This window comes from Allobosea sp. NPDC055353, assembly GCF_053644975.1.
Genome location: NZ_JBSHMC010000001.1, coordinates 2,222,448 through 2,235,254, shown reverse-complemented (window position 1 = coordinate 2,235,254; position 12,807 = coordinate 2,222,448). Strand labels below are relative to the sequence as shown.

General features: G+C 66.6%; 9 protein-coding genes. 4 read left to right on the top strand and 5 right to left on the bottom strand.

The genetic code is table 11. The annotated features are described in order from the left end of the window. Window positions 1–99 precede the first annotated feature (99 nt). Window positions 100–2,013 (top strand): peptidylprolyl isomerase, encoded by a 1,914-nt coding sequence (locus tag ACWIEX_RS10320; protein WP_454032950.1) that lies wholly within the window; start codon window positions 100–102, stop codon window positions 2,011–2,013. Between the two features lie 2 nt (window positions 2,014–2,015). Beyond that, the gene (trpE, locus tag ACWIEX_RS10315) at window positions 2,016–3,530 is read left to right on the top strand and encodes an anthranilate synthase component I (protein ID WP_454032949.1); all 1,515 of its coding nucleotides are present in this window, start codon (window positions 2,016–2,018) and stop codon (window positions 3,528–3,530) included. Window positions 3,531–3,606: 76 nt separating this feature from the next. On the opposite strand, the gene ACWIEX_RS10310 is transcribed toward trpE, so the two are convergent. Beyond that, a complete protein-coding gene (locus ACWIEX_RS10310; protein WP_454032948.1) occupies window positions 3,607–4,182 on the bottom strand; it encodes a TIGR00645 family protein in 576 nt (191 codons plus the stop codon). Between the two features lie 238 nt (window positions 4,183–4,420). On the opposite strand from ACWIEX_RS10310, the gene ACWIEX_RS10305 reads away from it, so the two are divergent. Beyond that, complete coding sequence (locus tag ACWIEX_RS10305; RefSeq protein ID WP_454032947.1) at window positions 4,421–4,882, top strand: BA14K family protein; 462 nt, start codon at window positions 4,421–4,423, stop codon at window positions 4,880–4,882. A 136-nt stretch (window positions 4,883–5,018) separates the two neighbouring features. Beyond that, window positions 5,019–5,798, top strand: coding sequence for an exodeoxyribonuclease III (xth, locus tag ACWIEX_RS10300; protein ID WP_454032946.1), 780 nt, complete (start codon window positions 5,019–5,021; stop codon window positions 5,796–5,798). Window positions 5,799–5,914: 116 nt separating this feature from the next. Here the strand turns inward: xth and ACWIEX_RS10295 are convergent, their stop codons facing one another. The 4 genes from ACWIEX_RS10295 to ACWIEX_RS10280 form a co-directional block, all read right to left on the bottom strand. Then, a complete protein-coding gene (locus ACWIEX_RS10295) occupies window positions 5,915–6,829 on the bottom strand; it encodes a tetratricopeptide repeat protein (protein WP_454032945.1) in 915 nt (304 codons plus the stop codon). Window positions 6,830–6,854: 25 nt separating this feature from the next. Next, window positions 6,855–8,585 (bottom strand): dihydroxy-acid dehydratase, encoded by a 1,731-nt coding sequence (gene ilvD / locus ACWIEX_RS10290; protein ID WP_061967925.1) that lies wholly within the window; start codon window positions 8,583–8,585, stop codon window positions 6,855–6,857. 288 nt (window positions 8,586–8,873) lie between these two features. Continuing rightward, window positions 8,874–9,455: a YqaA family protein gene (locus ACWIEX_RS10285; protein ID WP_061967927.1), complete on the bottom strand. Its 582-nt coding sequence runs from the start codon at window positions 9,453–9,455 to the stop codon at window positions 8,874–8,876. Between the two features lie 302 nt (window positions 9,456–9,757). Beyond that, the gene (locus ACWIEX_RS10280; RefSeq protein WP_454032944.1) at window positions 9,758–12,589 is read right to left on the bottom strand and encodes a valine--tRNA ligase; all 2,832 of its coding nucleotides are present in this window, start codon (window positions 12,587–12,589) and stop codon (window positions 9,758–9,760) included. Window positions 12,590–12,807: the final 218 nt, after the last annotated feature.

Here is a 12,807-nt window from a genome sequence, read left to right as displayed (position 1 = left end):
GATTGCGGCTTTCGCCATCGGTTCCTATAAGCAGCGCCGAGAATTGCGCGCGCGGGCCCGCTCCCGCGCCACGGACAGGTTCAGGGAAAGACAGCTTCGATGATGATGCAGGGCATCCGCAAGGCGGGTCAGGGCTTATTTGGGAAGCTCGTCATCGCCATCATGTTCGGCTTCCTCATCATCTCCTTCGCGATCTGGGGCGTGGGCGACATCTTCCGCGGCTACGGCCGCAACGAGGTCGCCAGGGTTGGCAAGACCGAGATCGGCATCGAGCAGATGCGCACCGCCTATCAGAACGAGATCCAGAACCTGATCCGCCAGCAGCGCCGGCAGATTTCGCCCGAGATGGCGCGCGCGGCCGGCCTCGATCGGCAGGTGCTGTCGCGCATGCTCTCCGAGGCGACGCTCGACCAGACGGCGCAGGGCATGCGGCTGGCAGTGTCCGACGACACCATCCGCAACCTGATCTTCGACGACCCGACCTTCCGCGACGCCGCCGGCCAGTTCTCCGCGGCGCGCTTCAACGAGCTGCTGCGCTCGAACGGCTATACCGAGCAGAGCTATGTCGCGCTCCAGCGCTCGACGATCCTGCGCCAGCAGATCTCGGAGATGGTCGTGGGCGGCCTCTCCGCCCCGCTCGCGCTGCAGGAAGTCGGCAATCGCCTGCGCAACGAGAAGCGCTCGATCACCTTCGCCCGCATGCCGGCGAGCGGCGCCGGCGAGATCGCGGCACCGACAGAGGACCAGCTCAAGAGCTTCTTCAACGATCGCAAGATCGCGTTCCGCGCGCCGGAATACCGCACGGCCGCCATCCTCTCGATCACCGCCGAGACGCTGGCCGATCCGGCCAAGGTCACCGACGAGGAGGCCAAGGCCCGCTACGAGGCGACGAAGGCCCAGCGCTTCACCTCGGCCGAGACGCGCACCGTGCAGCAGATCCCGTTCCCGAACGTCGAGGAGGCGCAGGCCGCCAAGGCCAAGATCGACGGCGGCGAGACCTTCGACGAGATCGCCACCGAGCGGAACGTCGCCTTCAACGACCTGACGCTGGGCACCTTCACCCGCGAGCAGATCGTCGACCCCGCCGTGCGCGAGGCCGCCTTCGCGCTCGAGCAAGGCGGCGTGAGCGCCCCGGTCACAGGCGCCTTCGGCACGGTGCTGCTGCGCGTCACCCAGGTCGACGCTGCGCATGTGCGCCCGTTCGATGAGGTCGTGGCCGAGGTGAAGCAGGAGCTGGCGACGAGTCGCGCCGCTGCCCAAGTGACCGATCTGCACGACAAGATCGAAGACCAGCGCGCCTCCGCCAAGCCGCTCGCCGAGATCGCCAGGGAGCTCAATCTCAAGCTGCGCACCGCAGGACCGATGAATGCCGGCCTCGGCAAGCCCGACGGCTCGCGCGAAGAGGCGCTGCCGGGCGGCGATCCCACGCTGCAGGCGATCTTCCGTTCGGATATCGGCGTCGACAACGAGGCGATTCGTCTGCCCCGCGACACCGGCTATGTCTGGTTCGACGTCACCAAGATCGATCCGGCGCGGGAGCGCAGCTTCGACGAGGTCAAGGCCGAGGTCGAGACGCAGTGGCGCGCCGACGAGACGGCGACGAAGCTCTCGGCCAAGGCGCGCGAGCTCGTCGAGCGTCTCGACAAGGGCGAGAGCTTCGATGCCGTCGCGGCCTCGGCCGGCCTGACCATCGAGACGGCGGCCGATCTCGGCCGGCAGGACCAGCGGCCGGAGCTGCCGGGCACGGTCGTCGCCCAGGTCTTCGGCACCGCCGCCGGCAAGAGCGGCTCGGCTGCCGGCACGGATGGCGGGCGCATCCTGTTCAAGGTCGATTCGGCGACCGTCGCGCCTTACATCCGCACGACGCAGGAGGCCGGGAATTTCGAGCGGCTGCTGTCGTCCAGCGTCAGCGAGGACATCCTGCTGCAATATGTCGCGAAGCGGCAGGCCGAGCTTGGCGTCAGCCTCAACGAAGCCAATTTCCGCAACGCGACGGGTGGGGCGCAGAATTGACGATGCAGCCGCTCCAGGAGTTCGAGCGCTTCGCGCAGACCTATGAGACCGGCGCGCCGCAATTGCTGCGGCAGGTGCTGGTCGGCGATTGCGAGACGCCGGTCGCCGCCTTCCTGAAGCTGCGTCACGCCACGGCGGGCCCGGCCTTCCTGCTCGAATCGGTCGAGGACGGCGCCGTGCGCGGCCGCTACTCGATGATCGGGCTCGAACCCGACCTGATCTGGCGCTGCCATCACGGGCGGGCTTCGCTCTGCCGCACGGCTCTGGGCGAGACCTTCCTGGACGATCCGCGCCCGGCCTTCGAGAGCCTGCGCGCGCTTCTGGAAGAGAGCGCCATTCCGGAGGCCGAAGGCCTGCCGCCGATGGCCTCCGGCGTGTTCGGCTATCTCGGCTACGACATGGTCCGGTTGATGGAACGCCTGGCCGTGCCGAAGGAGACCGGAACCGGCGTGCCCGACGCCATCCTGACGCGGCCGACGCTGATGGTGGTGTTCGATGCGGTGCGCGACGAGATCCATGTCGTGACCCCGGTCCGGCATATGCCGGGCGTCAGTGCCCGCCACGCCTTTGAGCGGGCGCAGGAGCGGCTGGAGGCCGTGGTGAAGGCGCTGGAAGGTGCCCTCCCCGCCGAAGCGGAGATCGACATCGCCAACCTGCCGGTCCCGGCGACCACCTCGAACACCAGCGAGGCCGAATATCTGGAGATGGTTGACAAGGCGAAGGAGTACATCCGCGCCGGCGACATCTTCCAGGTCGTGCTGTCGCAGCGCTTCGAGGCGCCTTTCGCCCTGCCGCCCTTCGCGCTCTACCGGGCGCTCCGGCGAGTCAATCCGGCGCCGTTCCTCTGCTATCTCGATTTCTGCGACTTCCAGATCGTCTGCTCCAGCCCGGAGATCCTGGTGCGGCTGCGCGACGATACCGTCACGATCCGGCCGATCGCCGGCACGCGGCGGCGCGGTGCAACCCGGGCAGAGGACGATGCCCTGGCCGAGGAACTGCTGGCCGATCCCAAGGAGCGCGCCGAGCACCTGATGCTGCTCGATCTCGGGCGCAACGATGTCGGCCGCGTCGCCGAGATCGGCTCGGTCAAGGTCACCGACTCGTTCTTCATCGAGCGCTACAGCCAGGTCATGCACATCGTCTCGAATGTCGAGGGCAAGATCGACCCGAAGCACGATTCGCTCGGCGCCCTGATCGCCGGCTTCCCGGCCGGCACCGTGTCGGGCGCGCCGAAGGTCCGGGCGATGGAGATCATCGACGAGCTGGAGCGCGATGCGCGCGGCGCCTATGCCGGCTGCATCGGCTATTTCGGTGCCAATGGCGAGATGGATACCTGCATCGTGCTGCGCACGGCAGTGGTCAAGGACGGGCGCATGCATGTCCAGGCCGGCGCCGGCATCGTCTATGATTCGAACCCGGCCTCCGAGCAGGAGGAGTGCATCAACAAGGCCAAGGCGCTGTTCCGTGCCGCCGAGGAAGCGATCCGCTTCGCTGCCCGCAGCGGGCGCGGCCAGTAAGCGCACAGGCAACATCCCCAAAACGCAAAACGCCCCGCCGGTCCGGCGGGGCGTTTCTCGTTTCGGTGGACCTTGGTCAGTGGCCCTTGCCGGGCGTGGCCGTCATCTTGTCGACCCAGGCGATGCCGATGGCCGAGAGGATGAAGACGACATGAATCAGCGTCTGCAGCAGGACGCCGGTCTCGGTGTAGTTCGCGGTCCTGCCGGCGATGCCGATATTGCCGGCCTCGATGAAGGTCCTGAGCAGGTGGATCGACGAAATGCCGATGATCGCCATCGCGAGCTTGATCTTGAGGACGCTGGCATTGACGTGGCTCAGCCATTCCGGCTGGTCGGGATGGCCCTGGAGCCGCAGGCGCGAGACGAAGGTCTCGTAGCCGCCGACGATCACCATGATCAGCAGGTTCGAAATCATCACCACGTCGATCAGCCCGAGCACGACCAGCATGATCTGCTGCTCGCTGAAATCGAAGGCATGGGTGACGAGATGCCAGAGCTCCTTGAGGAACAGGAAGACATAGACGCACTGCGCCACGATGAGGCCGATATAGAGCGGCAACTGCAGCCAGCGTGAGCTGAAGATCAGGGCCGGCAGGGGCTTCAGGGGGCCAAGCGCGGCAGGCTGGGCGGACGGGTCGCGCGGTTGCGCCATGGGCGTCTCGATCCTTCGATCAGGTGAGGTGTGCGGTGCAACGCTAGATGGCGAGGAAATTCCGCCTGCGCAAGCGGTTCGACGTTGCTTTCGCGGTCAAAAGCGACGGGAGCATGACGGCCCATTTATGCCTGGATTGACTGCTAGCTTCCCCTGCGGTCACCGGACCGCTACATTCGAATCCAAACGGGGGAACATGCGGAGTTCCGCTCGCCTGGTATCGCAGAGGAGTTTCGTCATGATCAGGACGCTCGCCGTCGCTGCCGCCCTTGCCGGCGGCACCTTACTCGCCCTTCCTGCATCGGCCGCGCCTCTCGCTCCCGCTGCGTCCGCCGTCGCCACGGCGCAGGCCGGCAGCGACCTCGTCCAGACCGTGCAATGGCGCCGCTACGGCTACGGCCCGCGTTACTATGGTGGCTATCGCCGCGGCCCGGCGGTGGGCGCCGGTATCGCGGCCGGCATCATCGGCGGCGCGCTCGCTGCCGGTGCGCTGGCAGCCCCGCCCCCGCCGGTCTATTACGAGCCGGCGCCGGTCTATGTCGCGCCGCCGGTGGTCTATGCTCCGCCCGTGCCGCGCGCCTATGGCTACAGCATCGAGGATACCGACGCGGTCGCCTACTGCTCGCGCCGTTTCAAGAGCTACAACCCGGAGACCGGGACCTATATCGCCGCGCGCGGCGTCGTCCGCGCCTGCCCCTGACAGCAGGCGACAGTCCTTTCGCCGACAAGCACTCCCCGCAGCGATGCGGGGAGTTTTTTGTTTGCGGTCGAAACCGGCTTGCCATGGCCGCGACCGTGCCGCTTATCCTGCGGCTCGTCTTGAATCGGAGCGTCTCGTGCGGATCGCCACCTGGAACGTCAATTCGGTCAGGCAGCGCCTCGGCCATCTCCTCGATTTCCTGAAGGAGGCCGAGCCCGATGCGCTCTGCCTGCAGGAGATCAAATGCGTGGACGCCGATTTCCCGCGCGCCGAGATTGAGGCTGCCGGCTGGCAGGTCGAGACCCACGGGCAGAAGACCTTCAACGGGGTCGCGATCCTGAGTCGCTCGCGGCTGGAGGATGTCCGGCGCGGCCTGCCGGGCGACGATGGCGACGAGCAGGCGCGCTATCTCGAGGGCGTGCTGCCGCTCGGCGACGGCGTGGTGCGCGTCGCTTCGATCTACCTGCCGAACGGCAATCCGCCCAACACCGAGAAATATCCCTACAAGCTCGGCTGGATGCAGCGCCTGACCGCCCATGCCCGCATGCTGCTGGAGCATGAGGAGCCGCTGGTGCTGGCGGGCGACTACAACGTCATCCCCGAGCCGCGCGACGCCCGCGACCCGGCCGCCTGGGTCAGCGATGCGCTGTTCCTGCCGCCGACGCGTGCCGCCTTCCGCGGGCTGATCAATCTCGGTCTGACCGAGGCCCTGCGCAACACCACCGACGCGCCCGGGCTCTATACGTTCTGGGATTACCAGGCCGGTGCCTGGCAGCGGAACAACGGCATCCGCATCGACCATCTGCTGCTGTCGCCGCAAGCGGCGGACAGGCTGTCGGGGGTCAGGATCGCCAAGCATGTCCGCGGCTGGGACAAGCCCTCGGACCATGTCCCGGTGATGATCGAATTGCAGTGAGGGCAGCAACCGGACGTCATGCTCGGGCTTAAACCGAGCATCTCAGGACGGCGCCATCCTGCAGGAGATTCTCGGGTCTGCGCTTCGCTTCGCCCGAGAATGACGGCGTTTGCGGCTCAGTTCCGGACCGCGTTGCCGTTGTGCGAGTTCACCAGATGCTGGCGCTCGATCAGGGCCAGAGCCGCCGAGCGGTCGCTCGCCGAGGCGGCCGCGAAAGCCACGTCGTGCCGCTCGATGATCCAGGCCTCGCGGGTCGGATCGGCGCCCTCGCGGGCCATGGCGAGCCACATCAAGCCGAGAACCGGCTGGCGGGGCACGCCCTCGCCGCCACGCAGCAGCATTTCGCCGAAGGCGGCGCGGGCGGGCGCATGGCCCTTCTCGGCCGCGAGCTTCATCCAGCGGGCGGCCTGGCGCCGGTCGCGGCTGGCGCCCTGCCCGGTCATGTAGAGGCGGGCCAGATTGTACTGGCCGTCCGGATCGCCGAAATAGGAAGCGGCGTAATGGAACATGTCGAAGGCCCGGTCGGGATTGGGCTTCACATAGCTGCCCTTGATTCCGTCCGAAAAGTAATTGCCGAGAGCGACGAAGGCGCTGCCGACGAGCCGGGCATCGGCCGTGCCGGGCATCGCATCGGCATTCTCGTCCGCGATCTTCGAGAAATACTCGAAAGCCTTGAGATCATTGGCCGGGACGCCCTCGCCGCCGGCATACATCCGGCCCAGCTTGTACTGCGCCGTGAGGTGGCCCTGCGAGGCCGCGTATTCGAGCGCGCGGACGGCACCGACCTTGTTGCCGGCCGTGGAATCACGCATCCAGGCCTTGAGGGCGTCGCGCGCGCTGGTGAAGGGCACGAGCGGCAGCGCGGTATGGGCGGTCGGCGTATCGGGGCCGGGAGCGATGGCCGCAGCGTCCGAGCCGCCAGGCACGGAATCGTCAGGCTCCGGCAGCGCCCCGCCCGGAATGGCACGCGGCGGCAGCGGCTTGGCGCCTGAGAAATCCTGCGCCAGGGCGGCCTGATGGCCACCCAGCAACAGGAACAGGCATGCTATGGTTGAGCTAGATATCCGCATAGCAATGGGTTTCGGCCGCCCCTCCTGGGTGGGTGACGGCGCCGCCTTTGGCGGAGCCGACGGTCTGCGCGTATTTCCACAGCGCGCCGGAATTGTAGTCGGTCTTCCGCGGCGCCCAGCTCTTACGACGCGACTCAAGTTCGGCATCAGAAAGGCGGACTGCGAGCTTTCCTGTGATGGCGTCGAGCTCGATGATGTCGCCGTCGCGGATCAGGCCGATCGGGCCGCCGACGGCGGCTTCAGGCCCGACATGGCCGACGCAGAAACCGCGGGTGGCGCCTGAGAATCGGCCATCGGTAATGAGCGCGACCTTGTCGCCCATGCCCTGGCCGTAGAGGGCGGCGGTGGTCGAGAGCATCTCGCGCATGCCGGGGCCGCCCTTGGGGCCCTCGTAGCGGATGACGAGTACGTCGCCTTCCTTGTAGGTCCGGTTCCGGACGGCCTCGAAGGCATCCTCCTCGCGGTCGAAGCAGCGCGCCGGGCCGGTGAAGACGAGCTGGTCCTCGGGCATGCCGGCGATCTTCACGATCGCGCCTTCCGGCGCCAGATTGCCCTGCAGGCCGACGACGCCGCCGGTGACGGTGATCGGCTTGTCGGCGCGATAGACCACGTCCTGCTGGTCGTTCCACTTCACCGAGGCCATGTTCTCGGCGATGGTGCGGCCGGTGACGGTCATGCAGTCGCCGTGCAGGTAGCCGGCATCGAGCAGGCTCTTCATCACCAGCGGAATGCCGCCGACCTCGAACATGTCCTTGGCGACGTATTTCCCGCCCGGCTTCAGGTCGGCGATATAGGGGGTCTTCTTGAAGATCTCGGCGACCTCGAACAAGTCGAAATCGATGCCGCATTCATGCGCGATCGCCGGCAGGTGCAGCGCGCCATTGGTCGAGCCGCCGGTGGCGGCGACGACCATCGCGGCGTTCTCCAGCGCCTTGCGGGTGACGATGTCGCGCGGGCGGATGTTCTTCGCGATCAGCTCCATCACCATCTCGCCGGCGGTGTAGCAGAAGGTATCGCGGACATCGTAGGGCGCCGGCGCGCCGCAGCTATAGGGCAGCGCCAGGCCGATCGCCTCGGCGACGGTCGCCATGGTGTTGGCGGTGAACTGGGCGCCGCAGGAGCCGGCCGAGGGACAGGCAGCCTCCTCGAGCTCCTTCAGGTCCTCGTCGGACATCGCGCCGACCGAATGCTTGCCGACGGCCTCGAACACGTCCTGCACGGTCACGGGGCGGCCCTTGAAGGTGCCGGGCAGGATCGAGCCGCCATAGATGAAGATCGAGGGCACGTTGAGGCGCACCATCGCCATCATCATGCCCGGCAGCGACTTGTCGCAGCCGGCGAGGCCGACGAGCGCATCGTAGCAATGGCCACGCATGGTCAATTCGACGGAATCGGCGATGACTTCGCGCGAGGCGAGCGAGGACTTCATGCCCTGGTGGCCCATGGCGATGCCGTCGGTCACGGTGATGGTGCAGAACTCGCGCGGCGTGCCGCTGGCGGAGGCGACGCCCTTCTTCACGGCCTGGGCCTGGCGCATCAGCGAGATGTTGCAGGGGGCCGCCTCGTTCCAGCAGGAGGCGACGCCGACGAAGGGCTGCGCGATCTGCTTCGCGGTCATGCCCATCGCGTAATAATAGGAACGGTGCGGGGCCTTGGCCGGGCCGACGCTCACATGGCGGCTCGGCAGCCTCGACTTGTCGTACACACGCCCGTCCATCGCCACTCGCCCTGTCCCCCGATCAGCACGGCGCGAAGATGTGCCACGCCACGCCTACCGGGAGCAATCGCGCCCCCGAAAACCCGAAAACCGTCCGGAACCGTTCAAGGACCGGCGCGTTACTCCCGATTTCGATATATCTCAGGCACTTAACGCAGCGTTTTGCTGGGCTTCGTTTGTGGCGGCTTCGCGGCGATTGTGGTGTCGCTGGGGTGTCGGGCACCGTTCCCGTCCGGGTGTTGCGCCGATGTCACAAAGTTCAGGGCGGCGGCGTGACGTAACGGCGGTTTACAGCACCATCGGCAGCACGAAGAAGCCGCCGACGATGACCACGACAAGGGCCAACGCCGTCATCGGCAGATGCTTCTCGATGAAGATGCGGATGTCGTCGCCATAAAAGCGCAGCGCCACCGCGATCATCAGGAAGAAGGTCGCACGCGACACGACCATGCCGATGGTGAACTTCCACAGGTCGAAATGCAGGAAGCCGGACATGATCGTGACGATCTTGAACGGGATCGGCGTCAGGCCCTTGGTGACGAGCACCCAGAACCAGTAGTCCTGCGAGGTCGCGATCAAGGTCGCTGCCTTGTCCTGCAGGCCGTAGATGCCGATCAGCCAGGCGCCGACCGACTCGTAGAGCAGCGCCCCGATGGCATAGCCGAGATAGCCGCCGAGCACGGCGCCGAGCGAGCAGATACCGGCATAGAACCAGGCCCGGTCCGGCCGGGCGATGCACATCGGAATCAGCAGCGGAATCGGCGGCAGCGGGCTGAACGAGCTTTCAATGAAGGTGAGGCCGAAGAGCAGCCACGGGGCCGCAGGATGGGAGGCGTATGAAACGCACCAGTCATAGGCTCGCTTGAGCATGGGTTCTGAATAGCCGGTCCTTGTGCCGCCACACATTCTGCATGGCGGGTTTGCGTCGGGCGCATCTAAGCGGGGTCCGCGTGGGAATGCGAGTCCTCTCTTGGATCAGCGTCAATTTGACGACACGGGCGTGACCGGAATGCGATACCTGCGATCGGAAACCGAATTGCATCTCGTCATGGTCGGGCTTCTCCCGACCATCCACGTCTTCATTTATCGAATGCGGTGTTCAAGACGTGGATGCTCGCCACAAGGGCGAGCATGACGGTTAGATTTCACAGGCGCGTGCAATCACCGGCGCATTACGCCAGCCGCGCCAAGGCCTCCGCGACCTTGAGTTTGCGAGCCTCGGCCGCAGCCTTGCGCTCGCGATTTTCCTCGACGATCTCGTCGGGCGCGCGGGCCATGAAATCGGGGTTGCCGAGCTTCTTCTCGACGACCGCGATGTCCTGGTCGAGCTTGGCGAGCTCCTTGGTCAGGCGCGTACGCTCGGCATCGAGATCGATCAGCCCGGCCAGCGGCAGCGCCGCGACCTCGCCGCGCACGATGATCTGGGCCGACTGGGCCGGCGCGGCCGCCTCGAAGGCGATGTCGGAGACGCGGGCGAGGCGCTCGATCATCGGGCGCCAGCTCTCGATCGTCGCCCGCGTCGCAGCGGAGGCGTTGACGAGCACGAGCGGCGCCTGCGTGCCGGCGGGAACGTTGACCTCGGAGCGCACCGAGCGGATATCCGAGATCAGGTCGACGACGAAGCCGATCTCGGCCTCGGCGGCTGCATCCTTAAGGGCCGAGAGGTCCTGCCAGCGGGTCAGGCAGACCAGCGAAGCGTCGCCCTCAGCGAGCTTGCGCGGCGCGCCGGCCTCGGCCTTCTGCGCCCAGAGCTCTTCGGTCAGGAACGGCATAAACGGGTGCAGGAGCTGGCAGATCAGGTCGATGACATAGGCGACCGTCGCCTGGGTCTCGGCCCGGGCGGCGGCATCGACGCCCTCGCCCTGCAGCACCGGCTTGGCGAGCTCGAGATACCAGTCGCAGAACTGGTTCCAGACGAAGCGATAGGCGCCGCCTGCCGCCTCGTTGAACCTGAAGCTCGGGATGCCGGCCGCGATCTCCTCGGCGGCCTGCGCGGCTTCGCTGAGGATCCAGCGGTTGAGCGGCTGCTTGACGCTCGCCGGGTCGAAACCTTCGGCTCGCGCACAGCCGTTCAGCTCGGCGAAGCGCGCCGCGTTCCAGATCTTGGTCGCGAAGTTGCGATAGCCCTCGACACGCTGCGTGCTGAGCTTGATGTCGCGCCCTTGCGCCGCCATGGCCGACAGCGTGAAGCGCAGCGCGTCGGCGCCGTATTTGTCGACGAGCGTCAGCGGGTCGATGACGTTGCCCTTCGACTTCGACATCTTCGCGCCCTTCTCGTCGCGAACGATGGCGTGGATATAGACGTCCTTGAACGGCACCTCGTCCATGAAGTTCAGGCCCATCATCATCATCCGGGCGACCCAGAAAAAGATGATGTCGAAGGCGGTGACCAGCGTCGCCGTCGGGTAATAGTGCTTCAGCTCGGCCGTCTGCTCGGGCCAGCCCAGGGTCGAGAACGGCCAGAGCGCCGAGGAGAACCAGGTGTCGAGCACGTCCTCGTCGCGCGTCAGCGCGACGGTGTCGCCGTAATGCGCCATGGCGAGCGTCTGCGCTTCGGCCTCCGACTCGGCGACGAAGACCTCGCCGTCCGGCCCGTACCAGGCCGGGATCTGGTGGCCCCACCAGAGCTGGCGCGAGACGCACCAGGGCTCGATATTCTCCAGCCAGTCGTAATAGACCTTGGTCCAGTTCTCGGGCGTGAACCTGGTCCGGCCGTCCTGCACCGCCTTGATCGAGCGCTGCGCCAGCGGCTTGACGTCGACATACCACTGGTCGGTGAGCCAGGGCTCGATCACGACATCCGAGCGGTCGCCATGCGGGACGGTATGGGTGTTCGGCTCGACCTTCGCGAGCAGGCCCCGCTCGGCCATCATCTCGACCACGCGGCGGCGCGCGACGAAGCGATCGAGGCCGTGCAGGGCCATAGCGGTAAGCACTGCCGGAGGCGCTGGTGTAGCACCTCCGAGAAAATCGTCATTGCCTTCGAGAAGCAGGCGCGCCTCGCCGTCGAGGATGTTGACGACGTCGAGCTGATGGCGCTTGCCGACCTCGAAATCGTTGAAATCATGCGCCGGCGTGATCTTGACCGCGCCGGTGCCCTTCTCGGGATCGGCATAGTCGTCGCCGAAGATCGGGATGACGCGGCCGACCAGCGGCAGCACCGCCTTGCGGCCGATCAGATGGCCGATCTTTTCGTTCTCGGGATGAACCGCGACGCCGGTATCGCCCAGCATGGTCTCCGGCCGCGTCGTCGCGACGGTGATGAAGGTCGAGGCGTCGTCCGCATCGTAGGTCGCGCCTTCGAGCGGGTAGTTGAAATAGTAGAGATGGCCGTTCGGGTCGCGGTTCAGCGCCTTGTCGAGCTTGGCCGCGTCGAACGCGTCCTCGCCGCCGCGCTGCCATTTGAACGTGCCGGTCTTCTCGACCTGCAAGACCTCGAGATCCGAGATCGCGGTCTGGAACTTCGGGTCCCAGTTCACCAGCCGCTTGGCGCGGTAGACCAGCCCCTGCTTGTGCAGGCCGACGAAGACCTTGAGGACGGCGGCCGAGAGCCCCTCGTCCATGGTGAAGCGCTCGCGCGACCAGTCGCAGGATGCGCCGAGGCGGCGGAGCTGGTTGAAGATCGTGCCGCCCGATTCCTCCTTCCACTTCCAGACCTCGGCGAGGAAGGCCTCGCGGCCCATCGAGCGGCGGTCGGTCTTGTTTTCGGCGGCGAGCCTGCGCTCGACGACCATCTGCGTCGCGATGCCGGCATGGTCGGTGCCGGGCTGCCAGAGCACGTCCTTGCCGCGCATGCGCTCGAAGCGGCAGAGCACGTCCTGCAGCGTGTTGTTGAGCGCGTGGCCCATATGCAGCGAGCCGGTGACGTTCGGCGGCGGGATCACGATGCAATAGGGCTCGGCGCCGGGCGCAGCGCCCCTGCCCGCCTTGAAGGCTTCAGCCTCGTCCCAGGCCTTGCTGATCCGGGCCTCGACGGCGGCCGGTTCGAAAGTCTTGTCCATCATCGCATCGCTCGAACGCAGAAAGGCCGGGGAGCCTGCCCCGGCCGGAAAATCATGGGCCAAATAGGTCTCGCGCCTTAAGAGCCCATGCACGGGCCGCGCGTCAACGTTTTCGATGAGACGCAGCTTCGCGCCACCCTTGTCATTCCGGGGCTTCGCGGAGCGAAGAACCCGGAACCCACGACTGGGCGAGCCGATCCTGACGCTGCACCTGATGTCTC